Origin of the sequence: Serratia sp. 22264 (assembly GCF_052045345.1) — a bacterium.
Lineage (GTDB): Bacteria > Pseudomonadota > Gammaproteobacteria > Enterobacterales > Enterobacteriaceae > Serratia > Serratia plymuthica.
The window spans coordinates 84,646-108,407 of the sequence record NZ_JBQEOY010000009.1; the positions used below are offsets into that span (position 1 = coordinate 84,646).

The following is a 23,762-nucleotide window of genomic DNA, read 5'->3' on the forward strand; positions in this document are numbered from 1 at the left end:
GCTTGGCGCCCTTGTCATATCAACGTTGTTCTTCCAGCATCAGCGGCCAGTGCACATAGCTTTGCCAGTGGCTTTCCTGATCCAGCGCCTCTGCACGCAGCGGGTGCTGTTCCAGCCAGCCTGACGGCAGGATCACCGTCAGCTCGTCATCGTTATTGGCGCGCAGGCGCACCGCAGGCAGCGTGTCGTCGCGGCGTCGGCTGGCAAAGATGATGGCCAGCCGCAAAATGCGGCATAAACGTTGCGCCATACGCGGCGGCAGGGCGTTTTGCTGGCTCAGCAGCGGCAGATCGATAGGGTTGCTCTGGTTTTGCAGCAACGTAGCCAACAGCTTTTTTTGTGCCGGTGTGAAACCGGGTAAATCCAGATGACGGATCAGGTAGGCGGCGTGTTGCGGCGCCTGCTTGAAATCAACGCTGAGGCCGATTTCGTGGATCAGACAGGCGCTGTGCAATAACTCGCGACATCGTGCGTCCAACTGCCACTCATTGCTCACCTGCTGCGAGAAGTTGGCAGCCAGTTGGCTGACGCGCTCGGCCTGTTCGGTATCCAGCAGATAGCGCCGTTGCAGATTGCGAATGGTACGGCTGCGAATATCCTGTTCAACCGGCAGATGCAGCATGCCATAGACCAGCCCTTCGCGTAGCGCGCCGCCGGCCAGCATCATGCTTTCAATGCCCAGTTCCTGGAAAATCGCCAGCAGGATCGACAGTCCACTTGGAAACACCAGTGCGCGTTCCAGCGTCAACCCTTCGATTTCCAGCTCTTCCAGCTTGCCGCACTGAATGGCGCGCTGTTTCAACTGGCGCAGCTTGGGCAGGGTGATACGTTCATCCATGCCTTGTGCCACCATGATTTCCTGCAACGCCTGTACGGTGCCGGAAGCGCCGACGCAGATTTGCCAGCCGTGCTGACGCAGGTGCGGCGCTATCGGACGCACCATTTCGCGCGCGGCCTGTTCGGCGCGTTCGAAATTATCCAGCCCCAGATTGCGATCGCTAAAGAAACGCTCCAGCCAGGTGACGCAGCCCATAGACAGGCTGTATAGCTGGGCGGCCTGAGCGCCGGTGCCGGTGACCAACTCGGTACTGCCACCGCCGATATCGACAACCAAACGCTGGTCCGGCCCGCCGGTGGTATGGGCAACGCCATGATAAATCAGGCGCGCTTCTTCCTCACCGCTGATCACCTGGATCGGGCAACCGAGAATTTGCTCGGCGGTCTGCAGGAATTCATCGGCATTTGACGCCAGACGCAGCGTGGCCGTGGCAACCACACGGATCTGGGCGCGAGGGATGTCCTGCAAGCGTTCGGAGAACAGCTTCAGGCATTGCCAACCGCGCTGCATGGCGTCATGCGACAGGTGATTGTTCTGATCCAGCCCGGCCGCCAGACGCACTTTACGCTTGATGCGCGCCAGGGTCTGAATGCTGCCGGCCACTTCCCGTACCACCAGCATGTGGAAGCTGTTGGAGCCGAGGTCGATAGCGGCATAGAGCGTGCTGGAACTGAGCATGGTTATCAGCCTGGACGTTTACGGTTATTGCGTGGCGCGCTGCCACCGCGGCGCGGTGCGGAATTACGGCGTGGGCCGTTGCCGCCGCGTGGACGCGCAAGACGTTTCGGCGCAGGCAAGTCAGTCAGCAACGCGTCGCTGTTGTATTTGCTCACCGGAATGCTGTGGCCGGTATAGGTTTCGATCGCCGGCAGGTTGAGCGCGTATTCTTCGCAGGCCAGGCTGATGGAATGGCCGCTTTCGCCGGCACGGCCGGTACGACCGATGCGGTGAACATAGTCTTCGCAGTCGTCAGGCAGATCGTAGTTGAATACGTGCGTAACCAACGGGATGTGCAGGCCGCGGGCGGCGACGTCGGTGGCGACCAGAATATCGAGGTTGCCCTTGGTGAAGTCTTCCAGGATACGCAGGCGTTTTTTCTGCGCCACATCGCCGGTCAGCAGGCCTACGCGGTGCCCGTCGGCCGCCAAATGGCCCCAGACGTCTTCACAGCGATGCTTGGTGTTGGCGAAGATGATGCAGCGGTCCGGCCACTCTTCTTCGATCAGCGTCTGCAGCAGGCGCATTTTTTCTTCGTTGGACGGGTAGAACAATTCTTCTTGAATGCGGTGGCCGGTTTTCTGTTCCGGTTCCACTTCAACATATTCAGCGTTGTTCATCTGCTCGAAAGCCAGTTCGCGGACGCGATAGGACAGGGTGGCAGAGAACAGCATGTTCAGGCGTTGATCGACCGCAGGCATGCGGCGGAACAGCCAGCGAATGTCTTTGATGAAGCCCAGATCGTACATGCGATCGGCTTCATCCAGCACTACGACCTGGATAGCGCCCAGATCGATGTAGTTCTGTTTGGCGTAATCGATTAAACGACCGGTAGTACCCACCAGGATATCCACGCCGCTTTCCAGCACTTTCAGCTGTTTGTCGTAGCCGTCGCCGCCGTAAGCCAGGCCAAGTTTCAGGCCGGTGGACTGGGACAGGGCTTCCGCATCGGAGTGGATCTGCACCGCCAGTTCACGCGTTGGGGCCATGATCAAGGCACGCGGCTGGTTGGTCTGGCGATCCTGTTTCGCCGGGTTAGAAAGCAAATAGTGAAAAGTAGACGCTAAAAATGCCAGCGTCTTTCCGGTACCGGTTTGCGCCTGACCTGCAACGTCACGCCCGGAGAGCGTGAGCGGCAATGCTAACGCCTGGATAGGCGTGCAATGGTGAAACCCTTTTTTTTCAAGGGCTTCAAGGACTAACGGGTGCAGGGCGAAGTCGGAAAACTTCTGTTCGGTCAAGTGTGTTTTGCTCATAGTGTGGTAGAATATCAGCTAACTATTGCTTTACGAAAGCACATCCGTTGAAATAAACGCGGTGAAATAAAATCACCTTGGGTTGGTTAATGCTACACCAACAAGGTAGACATAATCCTGTGGAGTAGAACATGAGCGATAAAATTATTCACCTGACTGACAGCAGCTTCGACACCGACGTGCTAAAAGCTGAAGGGCCAATCCTGGTCGATTTCTGGGCTGAATGGTGTGGACCGTGCAAGATGATTGCTCCGATTCTGGATGAAATTGCCGTTGAGTTCGAAGGCAAGTTGACCATCACCAAGCTGAATATCGACCAAAACCCGGCAACCGCACCGAAGTACGGTATCCGCGGTATCCCGACGCTGTTGTTGTTCAAAAACGGTGAAGTGGCAGCGACCAAGGTGGGCGCACTGTCTAAAGGTCAGCTCAAAGATTTCCTTAACGCGAATCTGTAATCGGGCGTAACGTCCTATATCCTATGGGTTTAAAGCTACAGCCAACAACGCTGTCGCTTCAGGGACAATGGGGATATTCAGGCGTCTGGCGGGGATTTAAATTCACCGCTAGACGCCTGCCAATAAGCGTGTTAAGTTTAGCCACACTGCATATAGAACTTGCCCGAAGTTTTAAATCTAAAGAGTTTGAATCTAAAGCTATACTCTGTGCTGAACCGCTGGTGTTGAAAGTAAAATGAACTCAACCCGTGTTTTAGCAATCAAACGGTTTTGCAAAATCAATTTTAAGGTACCTTCGATCTTAAGCCGTCAATGCGCGCGTCTCCTGTAAGCCATTTCTTACCTTGACAGCTAGCGCCCGGTGGTCGAACGTCCAGTAAACAGGCACGTATCACGCTGCCATACCATTCACGATAGAAGTTCGAGACACACCCCGAGTTTAAGAACCCACCACTATGAATCTTACCGAATTAAAGAATACGCCGGTTTCTGAGCTGATTACTCTCGGCGAAAATATGGGGCTGGAAAACCTTGCCCGTATGCGCAAGCAGGACATTATCTTCTCCATCCTTAAGCAGCATGCGAAAAGTGGAGAAGATATCTTCGGCGATGGCGTGTTGGAGATATTGCAGGATGGATTTGGTTTCCTCCGCTCTGGAGACAGTTCCTACCTTGCAGGCCCCGACGACATCTACGTATCCCCTAGCCAAATCCGCCGTTTCAACCTCCGTACAGGTGACTCCGTTTCCGGTAAGATTCGTCCGCCAAAAGAAGGCGAGCGCTATTTTGCCCTGTTGAAAGTCAACGAAGTCAACTACGACAAACCGGAAAACGCCCGCAGCAAGATCCTGTTCGAGAACTTAACCCCACTGCATGCCAACTCCCGTCTGCGGATGGAACGCGGCAACGGTTCAACCGAAGACCTGACAGCCCGCGTGCTGGACCTGGCTTCTCCGATTGGCCGTGGTCAGCGTGGTCTGATTGTTGCTCCACCGAAAGCCGGTAAAACCATGCTGCTGCAGAACATTGCGCAAAGCATCGCTTACAACCATCCAGACTGCGTGCTGATGGTGCTGCTGATCGACGAGCGTCCGGAAGAAGTGACCGAGATGCAGCGTCTGGTGAAGGGTGAAGTCATCGCCTCTACCTTTGACGAGCCGGCTTCCCGTCACGTCCAGGTTGCGGAAATGGTGATCGAAAAGGCCAAGCGCCTGGTTGAGCACAAGAAAGACGTCATCATCCTTCTTGACTCCATCACCCGTTTGGCGCGTGCCTACAACACCGTGGTACCGGCTTCCGGCAAAGTGCTGACCGGTGGTGTGGATGCCAACGCCCTGCATCGTCCTAAGCGTTTCTTCGGTGCGGCACGTAACGTTGAGGAGGGCGGTAGCCTGACCATCATCGCTACCGCGCTGGTAGATACCGGTTCCAAAATGGACGAGGTTATCTACGAAGAGTTCAAAGGTACCGGCAACATGGAATTGCATCTGGCGCGTAAAATCGCCGAGAAGCGCGTATTCCCTGCGATCGACTACAACCGCTCCGGTACCCGTAAAGAAGAGTTACTCACCACGTCTGAAGAACTGCAAAAAATGTGGATCCTGCGTAAAATCATTCACCCGATGGGCGAGATTGATGCGATGGAGTTCCTCATTAACAAGTTGGCCATGACCAAGACCAACGATGAATTCTTCGATATGATGAAGCGCTCATAATGACGATGCGCTCATAATTGAGTAAAAAATTCAGAGAACGCCACGCCTAGTCGTGGCGTTTTTTGCATTTGGCGGATACGATAAGTAACAGAAATGGAAATGTAAGTTTTTTGTGACTTACTGAGAATTCATCTTATTTGCGGTCGGCGTTTTGCCGTTCGCGCTTTGTTGCTGTCGAAACGGCGGGCACACACACATTGGCGTAAGAATGAATGGCTGTTGTCATAGGAAATGACTGAAAGGTAGCGGGATCCCATGGCGCAACCTGTCGCCCGTGTTAAGCTGCCTTATCTTCTACAGAGATCTGTTAACTGTGAACTTACTCACTATGAGTACTGAAATTCTATTTGTTTTCCTGTTTTCTTTGGCGTTTCTCTTTGTTGCCCGTAAAGCAGCAAAACGTATTGGCCTGGTTGATAAACCTAATTACCGTAAACGTCATCAGGGGTTAATTCCTCTTGTCGGCGGTATTTCCGTTTATGCCGGCCTGTGCTTTGCCTTCCTTATCTCTGACCAAACGATTGCGCACGGTAAACTTTACCTCACCTGTGCGGGTATATTGGTGTTCGTTGGTGCTCTCGACGATCGTTTCGATATCAGCGTGAAAATTCGCGCGTTGGTTCAGGCATTGGTTGGCATTGCGATGATGGCCTTCGCCGGGCTCTATCTGCGCAGTTTCGGCCATGTGCTGGGCGACTGGGAAATGCAGTTGGGGCCCTTCGGCTATTTGGTCACGCTATTTGCCGTTTGGGCGGCGATCAATGCCTTTAACATGGTGGACGGCATTGACGGTCTGCTGGGTGGGCTTTCGTGCGTTTCTTTCGGCGCGCTGGGTGTTTTGCTGTACCTGAGCGGCCACGCCGATTTGGCTTTCTGGTGCTTCGCGATGATTGCCACCATCGTTCCCTATATCCTGCTTAACCTCGGCATTCTTGGCCGCCGGTATAAGGTCTTTATGGGGGATGCAGGCAGCACGCTGATCGGCTTCACCGCCATCTGGTTGTTGCTGCAAAGTTCGCAGGGTAAAGTCCACTCCATCAATCCGGTTACCGCCCTGTGGATTATCGCTATTCCGCTGATGGACATGATTGCGATCATGTACCGTCGCTTACGCAAGGGGATGAGCCCCTTCTCCCCCGATCGTCAACACATTCACCATTTGATTATGCGCGCAGGTTTTACGCCGCGGCAGGCTTTCGTACTGATTACCCTGGCGGCAGCGCTGCTGGCGGCAATCGGCGTGCTTGGCGAGCGTCTTACTTTTGTTCCTGAGTGGGTAATGTTGGCATTATTCTTGCTTGCCTTCTTCTTGTACGGTTATTGCATCAAACGCGCCTGGCGTGTTGCACGTTACATTAAGCGTATCAAGCGCCGCTTACGGCGTTCGACCGACAATAAGCAAGTATCTTAACCAGAGGCTTTTGGGCAGTGATGAATCCAGAAACAACGTCTGACAAGAATATCCCGGCAGTGGATAACGAACTCGATATCCGTGGCCTGTGTCGTACCCTGTGGCGCGGCAAGCAATGGATTATCGGCACTGCGGCATTGTTCGCGGTGGTTGCGCTGGTCGTCTCCTACCTGGTGAAACAGGAATGGAGCGCCGCGGCGATTACCGATCGGCCAACGGTGAATGCGCTGGGCGGCTATTATTCCCAGCAACAATTCCTGCGTAATCTGGATGTGCGCACTCTGCCGGCGGTTTCGGCTGAGCAGCCGGGCATTGCTGACGAAGCCTATAATGAATTCATTATGCAGTTGGCGGCGTACGATACGCGTCGCGATTTCTGGCTGCAGAGCGATTATTACAAACAGCGTCAGGAAGGTGATGCGCGCGCCGATGCGGCATTGCTCGATGAACTGATTAACAACGTTCAGTTCACGCCGCGCGATGACAAAAAAGTGCCCAACGACGGCGTGAAGCTGACGGCGGAAACTGCGGCGGACGCCAATCACCTGTTGCGCCAGTACGTGGCATTCGCCAGCCATCGCGCAGCCCAGCACCTGAATGAAGAAATCCAGGGCGCATGGGCTGCCCGCACGACTTCGATGAAGGCGCAGGTGAAGCGTCAGGAGGCGGTGGCGGACGCGGTTTACAAGCGCGAGCTGAACACTATTGAGCAGGCGCTGAAAATTGCCGATACGCAGGGCATCAGCCGGACTCAAACCGATACGCCGGCCGAACAATTGCCGGATTCCGATCTGTTCCTGCTGGGGAAACCTATGCTGCAGGCGCGTCTGGAAGGGCTGCAGGCTTCAGGGCCAACTTACGATCTGGATTACGATCAAAATCGTGCGATGCTGTCGACATTGAATGTTGGCCCGACGCTGGATGAGAAATTTCAGACTTACCGCTATTTGCGGACCCCGGAAGAACCGGTAAAACGTGACAGCCCGCGGCGGGTATTCTGGTTGATCATGTGGGGCGCGATGGGCGCTTTGGTTGGCGCAGGTATTGCCCTGGTGCGCCGCCCGCGTAATTAAAAATAATATAATAATTCGCTTATGGGCGTGCGAGCGCCCAATTCGCAGGTATGCCTGCGGTTAACCGACCAAAAGAGATTCGCTGTGAAAGTGTTGACTGTTTTCGGCACCAGACCTGAAGCCATCAAAATGGCACCGCTGGTACATGCCCTGGCTCAGGATGAAGCCTTTGAATCAAGAGTCTGCGTAACGGCACAGCATCGTGAGATGTTGGATCAAGTATTGCGGTTATTTGAAATCGTGCCGGATTACGATCTGAATATCATGAAGCCCGGCCAGGGACTGAGTGAGATTACCTGCCGTATTTTGGAAGGCCTGAAAGGTGTTCTGGAAGAATTCAAACCGGATGTAGTGCTGGTTCACGGTGACACAACCACCACACTGGCGACCAGCCTGGCGGCTTTTTATCAGCGTATCCCGGTCGGACACGTGGAGGCGGGTTTGCGCACCGGCGATCTGTACTCGCCGTGGCCGGAAGAGGCCAACCGCAAGCTGACCGGCCATCTGGCGATGTATCATTTTGCACCGACGGAAAATTCACGCCAGAACCTGCTGCGCGAACTGTTGCCGGACGATCATATTTTCGTTACCGGCAACACGGTTATCGACGCGCTGTTCTGGGTGCGCGATCGGGTAATGGGCGATGCCGCATTGCATGACAGCCTGGCGCAGCGCTACCCGTTCCTGGATGCCAGCAAAAAATTGATCCTGGTGACCGGCCACCGCCGCGAAAGCTTCGGCGGCGGGTTTGAGCGGATTTGCAGCGCGCTGGCGGAAATTGCCCGCACCCATCCTGACGTACAGGTGGTGTACCCGGTGCATCTCAACCCGAACGTCAGCGAGCCGGTCAACCGCATTCTGAAAGGGATCGATAACATCATCCTGATCGATCCGCAGGATTACTTGCCCTTTGTGTATTTGATGGCTAACGCTTATATGATCCTGACCGACTCCGGCGGTATCCAGGAAGAGGCGCCGTCGTTGGGCAAACCTGTGCTGGTCATGCGTGACACTACCGAACGGCCGGAAGCGGTGGATGCGGGCACGGTCCGCCTGGTCGGTACCAACGTGGCTAAAATTGTTGATGCGGTTACCCGGCTGTTGACGGACGAAAAGGAATATCACGCCATGAGTCGGGCGCATAACCCTTACGGTGACGGGCATGCCTGCCAGCGTATTCTCGCAGCTTTGAAGAATCATCAGGTGACACTATGAGTTTTAACACTATTTCGGTTATCGGCCTGGGGTATATCGGTCTGCCAACGGCGGCGGCGTTTGCCTCTCGCAAGAAAAAAGTGGTGGGCGTAGATGTTAACCAGCATGCGGTAGACACCATTAACCGCGGTGCGATTCATATCGTTGAGCCCGATCTGGATAAAGTGGTTAAAGAGGCCGTCGACGGCGGTTACCTGCAAGCGGTGACCAAACCTTTGGCCGCGGATGCTTTTCTGATTGCGGTACCGACGCCGTTTAAAGGCGATCATGAGCCAGACCTGGCTTATGTCGAGGCCGCCGCCAAATCACTGGCGCCGGTACTGAAAAAGGGTGACCTGGTTATCCTGGAATCCACCTCGCCGGTAGGGGCGACCGAACAGATGGCGCAGTGGCTGGCCGAGGCGCGCAGCGATCTCAGCTTCCCGCAGCAGGTGGGTGAAGCCGCCGATGTCAATATCGCTTATTGCCCGGAGCGTGTGCTGCCGGGGCAGGTGATGGTTGAGCTGATTCAAAACGATCGCGTTATTGGCGGCATGACGCCAAAATGCTCCGATCGCGCCAGCGAGCTGTACAAGATTTTCCTTGAAGGCGAATGCGTGGTGACCAATTCACGCACCGCCGAGATGTGCAAACTGACCGAAAACAGCTTCCGCGACGTGAATATCGCCTTTGCGAATGAGCTGTCGCTGATTTGCGCCGAACAGGGCATCAACGTCTGGGAACTCATCCGCCTGGCGAATCGCCATCCGCGGGTGAATATCCTGCAGCCGGGTCCGGGCGTCGGTGGTCACTGCATTGCGGTCGATCCGTGGTTTATCGTGTCGCAAAATCCGCAGCAGGCGCGCCTGATCCATACCGCGCGTCTGGTGAATGACGGGAAACCGCTGTGGGTGGTTGATCGTGTGAAAGCCGCCGTTGCCGACTGCCTGGCGGCCAGCGACAAGCGCGCTTCAGAAGTGAAAATTGCCTGTTTCGGTCTGTCCTTCAAGCCGAATATCGACGACTTGCGCGAAAGCCCGGCGGTGGAAGTGGCGCATCTGATTGCAGACTGGCACGTAGGCGAAACGCTGGTGGTGGAGCCCAATGTTGATCATCTGCCGAAATCCCTGGCTGGCCATGTGACGCTGAAAGCGTTGGCCGATGCCTTGCAGCAGGCGGATGTGATCGTAATGCTGGTCGATCACAAAGAGTTCAAGGCAATTAAGCCGGAAGAAATAAAACAAACGTGGGTTGTTGATACAAGAGGAGTATGGCGTTGAAGCGTATTTTAGTCACTGGAGGCGCTGGTTTTATTGGCTCCGCGGTCGTGAGACATATCATTGAAGCCACACAGGACAGCGTCATGGTGGTGGATAAACTCACTTATGCGGGCAATCTGGAGTCGCTTTCGGTGATTGCCGATAACGAACGCTACTCGTTTGAACAGGTGGATATCTGCGATCGCACGGCGTTGGATCGGGTGTTTGCCCAGTATCAGCCGGATGTGATCATGCACCTGGCGGCGGAAAGCCATGTTGACCGTTCGATCGACGGCCCGGCGGCATTTATTGAAACCAACGTGGTGGGGACCTACACCATGCTGGAGGCGGCTCGCCATTATTGGCATCCGCTGGATGCGGAGAGAAAGCAGAATTTCCGTTTCCACCACATTTCCACCGACGAAGTGTATGGCGACCTGCACGGTACGGACGATCTGTTCACTGAAACCACGCCTTACTCGCCAAGCAGCCCATATTCGGCTTCTAAAGCCTCCAGCGATCATCTGGTGCGCGCCTGGTTGCGCACCTACGGCCTGCCGACCATCGTCACCAACTGTTCCAATAACTACGGTCCGTATCACTTCCCGGAGAAGCTGATCCCGCTGGTGATCCTCAATGCCGTTGCCGGCAAGCCATTGCCGGTGTACGGCGACGGTGCGCAGGTGCGTGACTGGCTGTATGTTGAAGACCACGCGCGCGCGTTGTACCAGGTTGTTACCGAAGGCGTGGTAGGTGAAACCTACAATATCGGCGGCCACAACGAGCGCAAGAATATCGAGGTGGTGCACACCATCTGCGATTTGCTGGAAGAACTGGCACCGAACAAGCCGCAGGGCATTGAGAAATACCGCGACCTGATTACTTACGTCAAGGATCGCCCAGGCCATGATATGCGTTATGCGATAGATGCCGGAAAGATTGACCGGGAACTGGGTTGGCGCCCGCAGGAGACCTTTGAAAGCGGTATCCGCAAAACGGTTTCCTGGTATCTGAACAACGAAACCTGGTGGCGTCGTGTTCAGGACGGTTCCTATACGGGTGAGCGTTTAGGTTTATCCGACTAAATTTATTGCAGCGCTGCCCGAGAGGCAGCCTGTAGATTCTGGAGTAAGTATGAAAGGCATTATTTTGGCCGGTGGTTCCGGTACCCGTTTGCATCCTATTACCCGCGGCGTATCCAAACAGCTGTTGCCTATTTACGACAAGCCGATGATTTACTACCCGATGTCAGTGCTGATGCTGGCGGGTATCCGCGACATTCTGATCATTTCCACCCCGGAAGATCTGCCTTCATTCCAGCGATTGCTGGGGAACGGCGATCAGTTTGGCGTGAATCTCAGCTATGCCGCGCAGCCGAAACCGGAAGGCCTGGCTCAGGCGTTCCTGATTGGTGAAGAGTTCATCAACGGCGACTCTTGCTGCCTGGTGCTGGGTGATAACATTTTCTTCGGTCAATCTTTCAGCCCTAAATTAAAGACCGTGGCGACGCGTACCGAAGGTGCAACGGTATTCGGCTATCAGGTGATGGATCCCGAGCGCTTCGGCGTGGTGGAGTTTGACGAAAACTTCCGCGCGCTGTCGATCGAAGAAAAACCGAAAAAACCTAAGTCCGACTGGGCGGTAACCGGCCTGTACTTCTATGACAAGCAAGTGGTGGAGTTCGCCAAACAGGTGAAACCTTCCGAACGCGGCGAACTGGAAATCACCAGCATTAATCAGATGTATCTGGAGCGCGGCGAACTGACCGTCGAGCTGCTGGGCCGCGGTTTCGCCTGGCTGGATACCGGCACCCACGACAGCTTGCTGGAAGCCAGCAGTTTTGTGCAGACGGTGGAAAAACGCCAGGGCTTTAAAATTGCCTGTCTGGAAGAGATTGCCTGGCGTAATGGCTGGCTGGACGACAAAGGCCTGAAGCGCGCAGCCAACTCACTGTCCAAAACCGGTTACGGCAAGTATTTGCTGGATCTGCTGCATGCGCGTCCACGCCACTATTGAGCCCTTAGCCTGGGAAACCGAGTTTTTCGCGCTCAACAGCGCGAAACTCAACTTTTCCTCTGCTGCCCCGGTACTTGCCGAGGCCGATCTGGCCGCCTATGAGCTGGTGCAGGCCAAAATTCCTGCCCATCAAACGGCCTGGGCGGACGGATTGACCAGGTTGGGTTTCCAACTGGTTGAAGGTGAAGTCGATCTGGTACTGAACATCGGCACGGGATGTGCTTCATCCCAGAGAGTGCTGCCACAGGCCATTCGTCCGGCAGTGCCAGCCGATATTCCGGCGCTGCGTGCCGCGGCGGCCAAGGTGTTTACCGCCAGCCGTTTTCGTGCGCCCTGGTATAGCGTTCATGACAGTGGCCGTTTCTATGCCATGTGGATAGAAAAAGCGGTATTGGGGACTTTTGACCACCAGTGCTTGCTGGCGCTGGACGAAGCCGGACAGCCTGAAGGGTTTGTCAGTCTGCGTGATATCGGTGGCCAGGAGGCGCGAATCGGCCTGCTGGCGGCTTTCCCCGGCGCCACCGGTAAAGGGATTGGCTCCCGATTGATGGCCGCGGCAATGGCAGAGTGCCGGTCGCAACAGCGTCTGCGGGTCGCGACTCAGTTCGGTAATATCGCCGCGTTACGGCTCTATCAACGACAGGGTGCCGCTATCGAAAGCACCTCGTATTGGTTATACAGAGGAAAACATGATCCCATTTAACGCACCACCGGTTGTTGGCACCGAACTTGAGTATATGCAGGCTGCAATGGGCAGTGGCAAACTGTGTGGCGATGGCGGGTTTACCCGGCGTTGCCAGCAGTGGATGGAACAGCGTTTTGGCTGCCCGAAGGTATTGCTGACACCGTCCTGTACCGCCTCGCTGGAGATGGCGGCGATCCTGCTGGATATTCAGCCGGGCGATGAAGTGATCATGCCGAGCTTCACCTTTGTTTCGACCGCCAACGCCTTCGTGCTGCGCGGCGCTAAAGTGGTATTTGTCGACCTGCGCCCGGACACCATGAATATCGATGAGAGCAAAATCGAAGCGGCGATCACCGATAAGACCCGCGCCATTGTGCCGGTTCATTACGCCGGCGTAGCCTGCGAGATGGACACCATCATGGCGCTGGCGAAAAAATACAATTTGTACGTGGTCGAAGATGCCGCACAGGGTGTGATGGCTACTTATAAGGGCAAAGCGCTCGGCACCATCGGCCATATTGGTTGTTTCAGCTTCCACGAAACCAAAAACTACACCGCAGGCGGTGAGGGTGGCGCCACGCTGATTAACGATCCGGCGCTGATCGACCGGGCGGAAGTCATTCGCGAGAAAGGCACCAACCGTAGCCAGTTCTTCCGTGGGCAGGTCGACAAGTACACCTGGCGCGATATCGGCTCCAGCTATCTGATGTCAGATCTGCAGGCCGCTTACCTGTGGGGCCAGCTCGAGGCGGCCGATCGCATCAACCAGCGCCGCCTGGCGCTATGGCAGAAGTATTACGATAGCTTCCTGCCGCTGGCCAAGGCCGGCCGCATCGTCTTGCCGACCATTCCGGCGGGCTGCGTGCAGAATGCGCACATGTTCTATATCAAACTGCGTGATATTGAAGATCGCACGGCGTTTATCGATTATCTGAAAGAAGCCGAAATCATGGCGGTGTTCCATTACATTCCGCTGCATGACTGCCCGGCGGGCGATCGTTTCGGCCGCTTTGCCGGTGAAGACCGCTTCACCAGCCAGGAAAGCGCGCGTCTGGTGCGCTTGCCTCTGTTCTATAATATGTCTGACGTTAATCAGCGTACGGTGATCAATACCATTCTTAGTTTCTTCGCCTGATATGTCGTTGGCAAAAGCATCGATTTGGACCGCCGGCTCCACGCTGATCAAAATTGGCGTGGGGTTATTGGTGGTGAAACTGCTGGCGGTGGCGTTTGGCCCCAGCGGCGTTGGGCAGGCGGGTAACTTCCGCCAACTGATCACCGTGCTGGGCGTGCTGTCCGGTGCCGGGATTTTTAACGGCATCACGAAATACGTTGCCGAATACCATCAGGATCCGCAGCGGTTGCGCCTGGCCGTCGGCACGGCGTCGACTATCGTGCTGGGCTTCTCCACGCTGTTGGCGCTGGTGTTTTTATTCGCAGCCGTTCCCATCAGCATCGCGCTGTTCGGTCATGCCGAGTATGTGAACGTGGTGCGTGCGGTGGCCTTTATTCAGATGGGTATCGCCTACGCCAACCTGTTTATGGCGGTGCTGAAAGGCTACCGCGATGCGATGGGCAACGCGTTGGCGGTGATTGGCGGCAGCCTGATTGGCGTGGTGGCGTACTACCTGTGCTTTACGCTGGGCGGCTATGAAGGCGCTCTGGCAGGATTGGCGCTGGTGCCGGCATTGGCGGTATTGCCCGCCGGCTTCATGTTGTGGCGGCGCAAAACCTTGCCGCTGAGCTATCTGGCGCTGGCCTGGGACAAGGCGCTGGCCAGTCATCTAGGCAAGTTCACCATCATGGCGTTGATCACCTCCGTGACGCTGCCGGTGGCCTATGTGATGATGCGTAACCTGCTGGCCAGCCATTACAGTTGGGACGAGGTGGGGATTTGGCAGGGTGTCAGCAGCATTTCCGACGCTTATCTGCAGTTTATCACCGCTTCGTTTACCGTCTACCTGCTGCCAACACTGTCGCGGCTGAAGGAAAAAAGCGCCATCTCGCAGGAGATCGTACGTTCGCTGAAGTTTGTGCTGCCCGCCGTGGCGGCGGCAAGTTTCACCGTCTGGCTACTGCGCGACTTCGCCATCTGGTTGCTGTTCACGGACAAGTTCGTCGCCATGCGCGATCTGTTCGCCTGGCAACTGGTGGGCGATGTACTGAAGGTGGGCGCCTATGTCTTTGGCTACCTGGTTATCGCCAAGGCGTCGCTGCGTTTTTACATTCTGACGGAAGTCAGCCAATTTCTGTTGCTGACGCTGTTTTCGCACTGGTTGATACCGCTGCACGGCGCATTGGGTGCGGCGCAGGCTTACATGGCAACCTACATTGTGTATTTCGCGCTCTGTAGCTGCGTATTTCTTCTTTATCGTAGACGAGTATGACCATACTGATTCACGTATTGGGTTCTGATATCCCGCATCACAATCAGACGGTGCTGCGTTTCTTCAACGACGTGTTGGCGAAGCGCCTGCCGTCCGAACAGACGCGCCATTTTATGGTGGCAGCCAGAGACGTAGCGGCGCTGGGCGATTTTCCCGAGTTGAGCATCGAGGCTTTCCCGGATAAAAAAAGCCTGGCGGCGGCGGTGATTGCCCGCGCTCAGGCCGATCGTAATCAGCGTTTCTTCCTGCATGGCCAGTTTAATCCTACGCTGTGGCTGGCGTTGCTGAGCGGTAAAATCAAAGCTCGCCAGGTGAGCTGGCATATCTGGGGCGCGGATCTGTACGAGGACGCCAGCAGTTGGAAATTCCGCCTGTTCTATGTACTGCGCCGCATCGCGCAAGGGCGGGTGGGGCGTGTATTTGCGACCCGCGGCGACGTGATCCATTACCAGCAGCGCCATGCGCGCGTGCCGGCCTCCCTGCTGTATTTTCCAACGCGAATGGACCCGGCCCTGACCGGCATCAGCGTGGAGAAGAACCTGGCCGGGCCCATGACCATTCTGGTAGGGAATTCCGGCGATCGCACCAACCGTCATGTTGAAGCGCTAAAAGCGATCCACCAGCAGTTCGGCGCGGACGTGCGCGTGATCCTGCCGATGGGTTATCCGGCCAACAACGACGCCTATATCGACCAGGTGCGTACCGCCGGGCTGCAATGGTTCAGCGACAAGAACCTGCAGTTGCTGACGCAGCAGGTGGCATTCGACGATTACCTGAACATCCTGCGCGAATGCGATCTCGGTTATTTTATTTTTAACCGTCAGCAGGGTATCGGCACCCTGTGTTTGCTGATTCAGTTCGGTGTGCCGTTCGTGCTCAGCCGGCAGAACCCGTTCTGGCAGGATTTGGCGGAGCAGCATCTGCCGGTGCTGTTCTACGGCGATTCACTGGATGAAGCGGTGGTGCGCGAGGCGCAGCGCCAACTGGCGTCGGTAGATAAACAGGCGATCGCTTTCTTTAATCCAAACTACGTCGATGGCTGGCAACAGGCATTGGCGCTGGCTGCGGGGGAAGGCTCATGACGTTGGCGCAATTTGGCGGATTGTTTGTCGTCTATCTGGTCAGCGTGCTGTTTATTCTTACGCTGACTTATCAGGAGTTTCGGCGTATCCGCTTTAACTTCAACGTTTTCTTTTCCCTGTTGTACTTGCTGACGTTTTACTTCGGCTTTCCGCTGACGTGTCTGCTGGTGTTTCAGTTCGACGTCGAGGTGGTGCCGGTCGAGTTCTTGCTGTACGCCATTCTCTCCGCTACCGCGTTTTACGCGATTTATTACGTCAGCTACAAGACCCGGCTGCGTAAGCCCAGCGTACGGCCGCGTAAGCCGGTCTTTACCATGAACCGGGTGGAAACCAATCTGACCTGGATATTGCTGGCGCTGGTGGCGATCGGTACCGTGGGCATTTTCTTCATGCAAAACGGTTTCCTGCTGTTTAAGCTCAACTCTTATAGCCAGATTTTCTCCAGTGATGTGTCTGGCGTAGCGCTCAAGCGGTTCTTCTATTTCTTTATTCCGGCAATGCTGGTGGTGTATTTCCTGAAACAGGATCTGCGCGCCTGGTTCTTCTTCCTGGCGGCTACGGTGGCCTTCGGCATCCTGACCTACGTGATTGTCGGCGGCACCCGCGCCAATATCATCATCGCTTTCTCGCTGTTTCTGTTTATCGGCATTGTCCGCGGCTGGATCTCGCTGTGGATGCTGGTGGCTGCCGGCGTGTTCGGCATTGTCGGCATGTTCTGGCTGGCGTTAAAACGTTATAGCCTCGACGTCAGCGGCTCTGAAGCGTTCTACACCTTCCTTTACCTGACGCGAGATACCTTCTCGCCATGGGAAAACCTGGCGCTGTTGCTGCAAAACTACGACAAAATCGACTTCCAGGGATTGGCGCCGATAGTGCGTGATTTCTACGTGTTCATTCCTGCTTGGCTGTGGCCGGGCCGTCCGGATACGGTGCTGAATACCGCCAACTACTTCACCTGGGAAGTGCTGGATAACCATTCCGGCCTGGCGATCTCACCGACGCTGATCGGGTCGCTGGTGGTGATGGGCGGTGCGTTGTTCATCCCTGTCGGTGCCGTGCTGGTTGGCATGATCATCAAATGGTTCGACTGGCTGTACGAAATGGGCAAAAGCGAGCCTAACCGCTACAAGGCGGCCATATTGCAGAGTTTCTGCTTTGGTGCGGTGTTCAACATTATCGTCTTGGCGAGGGAAGGCGTGGATTCGTTTGTCTCGCGGGTGGTGTTCTTCTGCCTTATTTTTGGCGCCTGTCTGTTGATGGCGAAATTGCTGTACTGGCTGTTTGACACTGCCGGTTTGATTAAGGCTCGGGTGCTGCGTTCACGCAGGCTGGCATCGCCGGTATCCTCCCCACGCGCCGACGGTCTTCTGTAAGGATAAGAATAACGATGGAAGCAACGATTAGGGTTCCCAAATACGAGCTGCGCGGTTTCAGCCTTTGGGGATTTCGCGATATGGCGCAATGCATGGATTTTCTGTTTGACGGCGGCCAGGTAAAGCAGGGCACGCTGGTGGCGATGAACGCAGAAAAGATACTGAAGGCGGAGGACGATGCGGCGTTGCATGCGTTGCTGGACGAAGCGGAATACAAATATGCCGACGGTATCAGCATGGTGCGATCAATCCGCCGCAAATATCCGGGGGCCGAGGTGTCGCGCGTAGCGGGAGCCGATCTGTGGGAAGCGCTGATGCAGCGTGCCGGTCGTGAGGGGACGCCGGTGTTCCTGATTGGCGGCAAACCTTCGGTATTGGCGGAAACCGAGCAGAAGCTGCGCAGCCAGTGGAATGTGAACCTGGTCGGCAGCCAGGATGGTTACTTCAAGCCTGAACAGCGCGATGCGCTGTTTGAACGCATCCGCGTCAGCGGCGCCGCTATAGTGACGGTTGCCATGGGATCGCCGAAACAGGAAATCCTGATGCGCGACTGCCGCAAGGTGCATCCGCAGGCATTGTATATGGGCGTAGGCGGGACCTACGACGTGTTCACCGGTCACGTGAAGCGCGCGCCAAGGATTTGGCAGAATCTGGGTCTGGAGTGGCTCTACCGGCTGCTCAGTCAACCCAGCCGGATTGGCCGTCAGTTGAAACTGCTGAAGTTCGTGAGTTACTACTATCGCGGTAAGATGTGATAACTACGTCGGGGTGTTTCGTGCTGCCCTGACGTATTCGTTTGTTCAAATAACCTGCTTTATGACGTATTAGCCAGCACCTCTATAACCTCAGACCCTAAGCCCACCCTCATTTATTCCATAAAGTTTTAAGTTGCGGTTTGCTTATAGCAGCAAAATGCGAAACGATACCGTCCGGAAATTATCCCCAGTTGCCGGCGCCCGGTGCGGTAGTGCTGAACGACGTTTTTCTCGCCGTAAGATCGCCCCGATCACATATCGATGTCAGCCAAAGCGGCGGGGGATGATTTACTCTATTTTCATCAAAAACAATAACGACCGGCAGCGGCCGGCATGCAAACACAATCAAAAAAACATCATTGAGGATTTATGGCACACATTGAAAAACCGCAAGGACTGCACCGGGGGCTCGAAGCCCGGCATATTGAGCTGATTGCTCTGGGCGGCACCATTGGCGTCGGTCTGTTTATGGGGTCGGCCAGCACGTTGAAATGGGCGGGGCCATCGGTCTTGTTGGCCTATATCATCGCCGGGCTGTTCGTGTTCTTTATTATGCGCTCGATGGGCGAAATGCTGTTTCTGGAGCCGGTAGCGGGCTCTTTTGCCGTTTATGCGCATAAATATATGGGGCCGTATTTCGGTTACCTCACCGCCTGGGGCTATTGGTTTATGTGGATTGCCGTTGGCATCTCCGAAATCACTGCCATTGGGGTCTATGTGCAGTTCTGGTTCCCGGAAATTCCGCAGTGGGTACCGGCGCTGATCGCCGTGGCGATGGTGGCGCTGGCCAACCTGGCGGCGGTGCGCCTTTACGGCGAGCTGGAGTTCTGGTTTGCCATGATTAAGGTGACCACCATCATTGTGATGATTCTGGTGGGACTGGGAGTGATCTTCTTTGGCTTTGGCAACGGCGGTGAGCCGATCGGCTTTGCCAATCTTACGCAGCACGGCGGCTTCTTTGCCGGCGGCTGGAAGGGCTTCCTGTTCGCGCTGTGTATTGTCGTGGCGTCCTATCAGGGGGTTGAGCTGGTCGGTATTACCGCCGGTGAAGCCAAGAACCCGCAGGTTACGCTGAAACGCGCGATTAACAATATCCTGTGGCGCATCCTGATCTTCTATGTCGGCGCCATCTTTGTCATCGTCACTATCTTCCCATGGAACGGTATCGGCACTACCGGCAGCCCGTTTGTGCTGACCTTCGCCAAGATCGGCATCGTCGCCGCCGCCGGTATCATTAACTTCGTGGTGTTGACTGCGGCGCTGTCCGGCTGCAACAGCGGCATGTACAGCGGTGGCCGCATGTTGTATGCCCTGGCCAAGAACCGCCAACTGCCCGCTTCGTTGACCAAGCTGTCCGCCAGCGGCGTGCCGGTGAACTGCATTGCCGTGACCATCGTCTGCCTGCTGGTCGGCTCCGGGTTGAACTACCTCATTCCGAATCCGCAGCAGGTGTTTGTTTACGTCTACAGCGCCAGCGTGCTGCCTGGCATGGTGCCGTGGTTTGTGGTGCTGATCAGCCAGCTGTATTTCCGTCGCGCTCATAAAGAAGCGATCAAAACCCACAGTTTCAAGTCAGTGATGTTCCCGTATGTGAACTATCTGACCATCGCTTTTCTGGTCTGCGTGCTGATTGGCATGGGAATTAACCCGGATACGCGAATTTCTTTGTTGGTCGGGGCGATTTTCTTAGCGGGTGTTAGCCTGTGTTACTTTGCTTTCGGCATGCACAAGAAACATCATCCGGCTGAAAAGCGGGCAGAAATGCAGCAATAACCGGTAAAAAGGGGCTACGGATAGCGCTTTCCTGCGCGGGAGTGAGCAAAGCGTAATCAAACGCAACATTTCTGCGAAAAAGCACTAGACAGGATTGGGTTAAATCCGTAGTATCCCCTCCCGCAACGGCGCTATGCGCCCGTAGCTCAGCTGGATAGAGCGCTGCCCTCCGGAGGCAGAGGTCTCAGGTTCGAATCCTGTCGGGCGCACCATTAAGTTTGTGTGCAAGAGCTGCGGTGGTAGTATTACCGCGTGAAGTTAAGAAGTAATGGTGGCTATAGCTCAGTTGGTAGAGCCCTGGATTGTGATTCCAGTTGTCGTGGGTTCGAGTCCCATTAGCCACCCCACTTCCTAAGAGAAGTGAAGAATTGTAAGCTGTTTTGTGACTGTGCGAAGGTGGCGGAATTGGTAGACGCGCTAGCTTCAGGTGTTAGTGTTCTTACGGACGTGAGGGTTCAAGTCCCTCTCTTCGCACCACACAAAATGTCTGATAAATTTTAATATTTACATAGACATAAGCGATAAAATTCAGTAGTATGTGCAACAAGAAATCGGCGAGTAGCGCAGCTTGGTAGCGCAACTGGTTTGGGACCAGTGGGTCGGAGGTTCGAATCCTCTCTCGCCGACCACTTTCAGAAAAGCCCGTTCAGCAATGAACGGGCTTTTCGCTTTCTGTAATTCGCACTTTTTATTTTCTTTGTCTTTGTCTTTGTCTTTGTCTTTGTCTTTGTCTTTGTCTTTGTCTTTGTCTTTGTCTTTGTCTTTGTCTTTGTCTTTGTCCTTCCTGTCTGCGGGTTTTGGCTCATCGTTGGGTTTCAGCGACATGGGCATCATGCATTGTCGTCAGGTTGAGACATATAACATGATGATTTTGTTTGGTAAAAATTACTTTGGCTTAAGTCGTCGTTCTAAGGTGACATAGTTTACTGCGACAGGCCAAGAGAATGGCGCAGGAGTGCGAACCGCGTTATCGGTGTGAAAATAATTAAATGTTTTGTAATTCAATAGAATAGTTGTTTTTATGCAAAGTCCGGCAAGCATCTGCCAGAAGTTGGCACGCCTTGTGCAATATCTATTACGTAGATGCTCATTCCACCTCTTATGTTCGCCTTAGGCTTCATAAACCCTGGGAATGATGCAGAGCCGATTTAGGGTGCCTATTGTCCACCAGAACGATGACAGCGTTGCTTGCAACTGCTGACATCACACTCCGGGCATAACGTTGAGTGAGGCACCGCCCCTGTTGTCCTAGACCTGATTGCTTTTTATACACTTGCCACCGCGGCAAGTGTTTTTTTTTGCCTATCTCCTTCAGACTCGAAGCCGTATCTGTGTTGGCTTGCGTTTGTATGCTCTGGTCAGAGAATAAAGCGGATAAAAAAGGCGCGACCAGGGGGCGCGCCTTGAGGACAATGCATTGCCGGCGTTACTCGCCGTTATGCTTCAACGTCAGCATCAGCCCTTCACGTCGCATTTGAGCGGCCTCGTCCGAACGGTGCAGCTTATCCAGCACATCAGCCAGCCAAGCGTAGTCGTAGGCATCCGGACGCTGTTTCAGCGCTTCCCGGAATGCGTCGGCGGCCTGTTGCCATTCACCGTGTTTCATCAACAACTGACCTAGCGTACTGTTCAGCAAGGGTGTAGCGCCATGCTGTTTGACCTGCTGACGCAGCGCTTTTTCCAACTGTTCCGGGTTGCCGGACTTCAGGCGCGGGATCAGCAGCACCAGACGTTCGTCATATTGGCGCTTCAGGCTGTCGAGCACGATTTCCTGCGCCATTTCGTGGTCATTGCATTCGATCAGGTGTTCCACCATCGCGATTTGCAGCGGGACTTCATGACGGGTTTTACGGCTCTGATCTTTCCACCAGCGCTTCAGGCCATCGCTGCCTTCGTCCGCCATCGCCTGATTCATCAGGCCGATGTAAGCCTGCTGTTGCAGCGCTTGCAGCTCAGCTTCGGTGTGCAAATTGATTTTGCCCATCGACGGTAGAATTTCCAGCAGTGAGGCAAAGGCGCCGGTGCGCAGATAAGCCTGCTCTGCCAGACGCAAGACCTCCGGATGACGCGGCGCTTGGTTCAGCAGACGATCGACGCCGTGACGTGCCGCATGGTTTTCCCCCTGCGCCAGTTGAATGCGCACGCGCGTGATATCTACCGGTAACTGATCGGTATCGGCGGCCTCGGCGGCGCGCTCCAGATACTGATTGGTGCGGAAATCATCACCGCGCTGCTGTGCGGCTTCGGCAGCCAGCAGATAGTTCACTACCGGCTGTTCGGCATGGTCGGCATTGCGCGTCAGCAGTTTTTCGACCTGCTTGTAATCCCCTTCAGCCAGTTTGATCAGCGCGGCTTTGGTTTGTTTGCGCGCCCGGCTGCGTTTGCGGCCAAGGAACCAGCCGCGGGTACGGGCACCGGTACGGAAGATGCGGCGCAGGATCCATTCGATCGCCAGCAGCACGACAAAGAGCAGAACTGCCATGATCACCAGGCCGGTGACGCTGGTTTCGACATTGTAGTTATCGGTCTGGATCAGCACATAGCCCTGATGGCCGGCCAGCATCGGCCCGACCACCACGCTTGCGATCAGTACCAGGAACAGAAATAGCACGCGTAACATGGCTTATCCCTCCTGGTGAGCGGCAGGGGACTGGGTCAGCAGATTGCGCACCCGGGTCTGCATCAGTTTTTCCAGCAATGGCTGGCTTTTCAAGTGATCCGGCACGTCCATGGAGATCGACTGCTGGCTCAGGTTATCCAACTCTTCCAGAAAAGCTTTGGTGGCGGGGTCGGTGGTGTCGAAATAGGCGCGTACCCAGGTGGAGATGGTTTCCAGCGACTGTTTGTACGTCTCATTCTGATGGCGCGGGATAGCTTGCGCAGCCACCAGCAGGCGCGAACGGATATTTTCGCGCAGATAGATGTCCTGATTCGGCGCCAGTAGCGGTTCGGCGCTGGCATCGCGGCGGCGGACGGTAATAAAGTCGGCCATAAAGTTGTGCCAGCTTTTGGCCAGGTTCTGCCGCCATTCGCCAATTGAACTGGAAAGCTCGCTGCTGTCCTGATCCATTGGCGCTTCATCGCTGTCGTTATCCGCCAGACGCAGGTTGTCGACCTGGTTAGACAGCTGATTGGTCTTGAGAATGATGCCGTCGAAATCGACTTGGGTCAGGGTGGACAGCGTGCTGATATCTTCGGTGATGGCGCGACGAATCTCTAGCAGGCTGGGGTCGTTCATGTCCGCCAGGCTGGCATCGGCGCTTTTCAACAGCGTCGCCGCACTGGTCACGTCCTGATCGCTCCACAGCTTGCGCCCGGCCATTTTCACCAGGAAATCGGCCTGCGCCAGTAGCCAGGTTTTGGCATCGCTGCCGGAGATGGTCGCGACCTTTTCCTGCAGCTCGTTAAGTTGCCGCGCCAGAGTGGCTTGCTCGCGGTCGGCGGCGTCCAGCGTTTTGCCCTGCTGTTGCAACAGGCCTTCCAGCGCGCTTCTTTCCTGCTGCTGGCTCTGTTTCAGCCCGTCAAGCTGTTGCTGCAGAGCCTGGTTGGCGGCGATGAGCCGTTGCGCCTGCTGATGTGTGTGGTAGTAGCCGCCCGCGCCCAGTGCGATAACCAGCACGATAGCGATCGCGCCGAGCACTGGACCGGTATTTTTCCCTTTGCGACGGTCAGCGTCTGGCTGCTGGGAGGTCTCAACCGCTGGGGTGGATTCTTCAACCGGGGCGGATGGGGTATTTTGTTCCGTCATAGTGGTACATCCCATAGTCAGG

19 protein-coding genes and 4 tRNA genes are annotated in these 23,762 nt (G+C 55.4%); 19 read left to right on the forward strand and 4 right to left on the reverse strand.

Annotated elements, in window-relative coordinates; translation table 11 throughout:
• Nucleotides 1-19: 19 nt before the first annotated feature.
• Nucleotides 20-1,516, reverse strand: a complete 1,497-nt coding sequence (gene ppx, locus ACTJJ1_RS23110; RefSeq protein WP_006322996.1) for an exopolyphosphatase — start codon at nucleotides 1,514-1,516, stop codon at nucleotides 20-22.
• Between the two features lie 5 nt (nucleotides 1,517-1,521).
• Nucleotides 1,522-2,811 carry an ATP-dependent RNA helicase RhlB gene (gene rhlB / locus ACTJJ1_RS23115; RefSeq protein ID WP_004950870.1) on the reverse strand — a complete coding sequence of 430 codons (1,290 nt, stop codon included), beginning with the start codon at nucleotides 2,809-2,811 and terminating at the stop codon, nucleotides 1,522-1,524.
• A gap of 131 nt (nucleotides 2,812-2,942) precedes the next feature.
• Here rhlB and trxA point away from each other — a divergent pair, with 131 nt between their 5' ends.
• The 19 genes from trxA to ACTJJ1_RS23210 all read left to right on the forward strand — a co-directional run bounded on the left by trxA (nucleotide 2,943) and on the right by ACTJJ1_RS23210 (nucleotide 20,621).
• The gene (trxA, locus tag ACTJJ1_RS23120; protein WP_208904529.1) at nucleotides 2,943-3,269 is read left to right on the forward strand and encodes a thioredoxin TrxA; all 327 of its coding nucleotides are present in this window, start codon (nucleotides 2,943-2,945) and stop codon (nucleotides 3,267-3,269) included.
• A 455-nt stretch (nucleotides 3,270-3,724) separates the two neighbouring features.
• Nucleotides 3,725-4,984, forward strand: coding sequence for a transcription termination factor Rho (gene rho, locus ACTJJ1_RS23125; protein WP_004950874.1), 1,260 nt, complete (start codon nucleotides 3,725-3,727; stop codon nucleotides 4,982-4,984).
• A 313-nt stretch (nucleotides 4,985-5,297) separates the two neighbouring features.
• Nucleotides 5,298-6,395 carry a UDP-N-acetylglucosamine--undecaprenyl-phosphate N-acetylglucosaminephosphotransferase gene (gene wecA, locus ACTJJ1_RS23130; protein ID WP_086012850.1) on the forward strand — a complete coding sequence of 366 codons (1,098 nt, stop codon included), beginning with the start codon at nucleotides 5,298-5,300 and terminating at the stop codon, nucleotides 6,393-6,395.
• Nucleotides 6,396-6,415: 20 nt separating this feature from the next.
• Nucleotides 6,416-7,468 (forward strand): ECA polysaccharide chain length modulation protein, encoded by a 1,053-nt coding sequence (wzzE, locus tag ACTJJ1_RS23135; protein ID WP_004950878.1) that lies wholly within the window; start codon nucleotides 6,416-6,418, stop codon nucleotides 7,466-7,468.
• A gap of 84 nt (nucleotides 7,469-7,552) precedes the next feature.
• Complete coding sequence (gene wecB, locus ACTJJ1_RS23140; RefSeq protein ID WP_041415811.1) at nucleotides 7,553-8,683, forward strand: non-hydrolyzing UDP-N-acetylglucosamine 2-epimerase; 1,131 nt, start codon at nucleotides 7,553-7,555, stop codon at nucleotides 8,681-8,683.
• A complete protein-coding gene (gene wecC / locus ACTJJ1_RS23145) occupies nucleotides 8,680-9,942 on the forward strand; it encodes a UDP-N-acetyl-D-mannosamine dehydrogenase (protein ID WP_004950881.1) in 1,263 nt (420 codons plus the stop codon). Before wecB ends, wecC begins: the two co-directional genes overlap by 4 nt.
• Complete coding sequence (gene rffG / locus ACTJJ1_RS23150) at nucleotides 9,933-11,006, forward strand: dTDP-glucose 4,6-dehydratase (protein ID WP_004950882.1); 1,074 nt, start codon at nucleotides 9,933-9,935, stop codon at nucleotides 11,004-11,006. Before wecC ends, rffG begins: the two co-directional genes overlap by 10 nt.
• 49 nt (nucleotides 11,007-11,055) lie before the next feature.
• Nucleotides 11,056-11,937 carry a glucose-1-phosphate thymidylyltransferase RfbA gene (gene rfbA / locus ACTJJ1_RS23155; RefSeq protein ID WP_013811038.1) on the forward strand — a complete coding sequence of 294 codons (882 nt, stop codon included), beginning with the start codon at nucleotides 11,056-11,058 and terminating at the stop codon, nucleotides 11,935-11,937.
• Nucleotides 11,915-12,640 (forward strand): dTDP-4-amino-4,6-dideoxy-D-galactose acyltransferase, encoded by a 726-nt coding sequence (rffC, locus tag ACTJJ1_RS23160; RefSeq protein ID WP_409443834.1) that lies wholly within the window; start codon nucleotides 11,915-11,917, stop codon nucleotides 12,638-12,640. Before rfbA ends, rffC begins: the two co-directional genes overlap by 23 nt.
• Nucleotides 12,627-13,757, forward strand: a complete 1,131-nt coding sequence (gene rffA / locus ACTJJ1_RS23165; RefSeq protein ID WP_006323011.1) for a dTDP-4-amino-4,6-dideoxygalactose transaminase — start codon at nucleotides 12,627-12,629, stop codon at nucleotides 13,755-13,757. The genes rffC and rffA overlap by 14 nt, the downstream gene beginning before the upstream one ends.
• Before the next feature lies 1 nt (nucleotide 13,758).
• Nucleotides 13,759-15,009 carry a lipid III flippase WzxE gene (gene wzxE, locus ACTJJ1_RS23170; protein ID WP_004950887.1) on the forward strand — a complete coding sequence of 417 codons (1,251 nt, stop codon included), beginning with the start codon at nucleotides 13,759-13,761 and terminating at the stop codon, nucleotides 15,007-15,009.
• On the forward strand, nucleotides 15,006-16,091 hold the full coding sequence (locus ACTJJ1_RS23175; RefSeq protein WP_440835521.1) for a TDP-N-acetylfucosamine:lipid II N-acetylfucosaminyltransferase: 1,086 nt from the start codon (nucleotides 15,006-15,008) through the stop codon (nucleotides 16,089-16,091). Before wzxE ends, ACTJJ1_RS23175 begins: the two co-directional genes overlap by 4 nt.
• Nucleotides 16,088-17,464, forward strand: coding sequence for an ECA oligosaccharide polymerase (gene wzyE / locus ACTJJ1_RS23180; RefSeq protein WP_004950893.1), 1,377 nt, complete (start codon nucleotides 16,088-16,090; stop codon nucleotides 17,462-17,464). Before ACTJJ1_RS23175 ends, wzyE begins: the two co-directional genes overlap by 4 nt.
• A 14-nt stretch (nucleotides 17,465-17,478) precedes the next feature.
• Nucleotides 17,479-18,219: a lipopolysaccharide N-acetylmannosaminouronosyltransferase gene (gene wecG, locus ACTJJ1_RS23185; RefSeq protein ID WP_004950896.1), complete on the forward strand. Its 741-nt coding sequence runs from the start codon at nucleotides 17,479-17,481 to the stop codon at nucleotides 18,217-18,219.
• 369 nt (nucleotides 18,220-18,588) lie between these two features.
• The gene (gene thrP, locus ACTJJ1_RS23190) at nucleotides 18,589-19,992 is read left to right on the forward strand and encodes a bifunctional threonine/serine APC transporter ThrP (protein ID WP_004950898.1); all 1,404 of its coding nucleotides are present in this window, start codon (nucleotides 18,589-18,591) and stop codon (nucleotides 19,990-19,992) included.
• Between the two features lie 135 nt (nucleotides 19,993-20,127).
• A tRNA-Arg gene (locus tag ACTJJ1_RS23195) sits at nucleotides 20,128-20,204 on the forward strand.
• Between the two features lie 59 nt (nucleotides 20,205-20,263).
• Nucleotides 20,264-20,339: transfer RNA gene (locus tag ACTJJ1_RS23200), tRNA-His, on the forward strand.
• A gap of 43 nt (nucleotides 20,340-20,382) precedes the next feature.
• Nucleotides 20,383-20,469 (forward strand) — tRNA-Leu (locus ACTJJ1_RS23205).
• 75 nt (nucleotides 20,470-20,544) lie between these two features.
• Nucleotides 20,545-20,621, forward strand: a tRNA-Pro gene (locus ACTJJ1_RS23210).
• 797 nt (nucleotides 20,622-21,418) lie between these two features.
• Here the strand turns inward: ACTJJ1_RS23210 and hemY are convergent.
• Both hemY and hemX read right to left on the reverse strand, forming a co-directional pair.
• Nucleotides 21,419-22,612, reverse strand: a complete 1,194-nt coding sequence (gene hemY / locus ACTJJ1_RS23215; protein ID WP_004950900.1) for a protoheme IX biogenesis protein HemY — start codon at nucleotides 22,610-22,612, stop codon at nucleotides 21,419-21,421.
• Nucleotides 22,613-22,615: 3 nt separating this feature from the next.
• Nucleotides 22,616-23,740: a uroporphyrinogen-III C-methyltransferase gene (hemX, locus tag ACTJJ1_RS23220; RefSeq protein WP_440835524.1), complete on the reverse strand. Its 1,125-nt coding sequence runs from the start codon at nucleotides 23,738-23,740 to the stop codon at nucleotides 22,616-22,618.
• Between the last annotated feature and the right edge of the window lie 22 nt (nucleotides 23,741-23,762).

Excerpts from the sequence above, each read along its gene's own strand:
- ppx (WP_006322996.1), bottom strand. The coding sequence starts at position 1,516 with ATGCTCAGTTCCAGCACGCTCTATGCCGCTATCGACCTCGGCTCCAAC.
- rhlB (WP_004950870.1), bottom strand. The coding sequence starts at position 2,811 with ATGAGCAAAACACACTTGACCGAACAGAAGTTTTCCGACTTCGCCCTG.
- trxA (WP_208904529.1), top strand. The coding sequence starts at position 2,943 with ATGAGCGATAAAATTATTCACCTGACTGACAGCAGCTTCGACACCGAC.
- rho (WP_004950874.1), top strand. The coding sequence starts at position 3,725 with ATGAATCTTACCGAATTAAAGAATACGCCGGTTTCTGAGCTGATTACT.
- wzzE (WP_004950878.1), top strand. The coding sequence starts at position 6,416 with ATGAATCCAGAAACAACGTCTGACAAGAATATCCCGGCAGTGGATAAC.
- wecC (WP_004950881.1), top strand. The coding sequence starts at position 8,680 with ATGAGTTTTAACACTATTTCGGTTATCGGCCTGGGGTATATCGGTCTG.
- rffG (WP_004950882.1), top strand. The coding sequence starts at position 9,933 with ATGGCGTTGAAGCGTATTTTAGTCACTGGAGGCGCTGGTTTTATTGGC.
- rfbA (WP_013811038.1), top strand. The coding sequence starts at position 11,056 with ATGAAAGGCATTATTTTGGCCGGTGGTTCCGGTACCCGTTTGCATCCT.
- rffC (WP_409443834.1), top strand. The coding sequence starts at position 11,915 with ATGCGCGTCCACGCCACTATTGAGCCCTTAGCCTGGGAAACCGAGTTT.
- rffA (WP_006323011.1), top strand. The coding sequence starts at position 12,627 with ATGATCCCATTTAACGCACCACCGGTTGTTGGCACCGAACTTGAGTAT.
- wzxE (WP_004950887.1), top strand. The coding sequence starts at position 13,759 with ATGTCGTTGGCAAAAGCATCGATTTGGACCGCCGGCTCCACGCTGATC.
- ACTJJ1_RS23175 (WP_440835521.1), top strand. The coding sequence starts at position 15,006 with ATGACCATACTGATTCACGTATTGGGTTCTGATATCCCGCATCACAAT.
- wzyE (WP_004950893.1), top strand. The coding sequence starts at position 16,088 with ATGACGTTGGCGCAATTTGGCGGATTGTTTGTCGTCTATCTGGTCAGC.
- wecG (WP_004950896.1), top strand. The coding sequence starts at position 17,479 with ATGGAAGCAACGATTAGGGTTCCCAAATACGAGCTGCGCGGTTTCAGC.
- thrP (WP_004950898.1), top strand. The coding sequence starts at position 18,589 with ATGGCACACATTGAAAAACCGCAAGGACTGCACCGGGGGCTCGAAGCC.
- hemY (WP_004950900.1), bottom strand. The coding sequence starts at position 22,612 with ATGTTACGCGTGCTATTTCTGTTCCTGGTACTGATCGCAAGCGTGGTG.
- hemX (WP_440835524.1), bottom strand. The coding sequence starts at position 23,740 with ATGACGGAACAAAATACCCCATCCGCCCCGGTTGAAGAATCCACCCCA.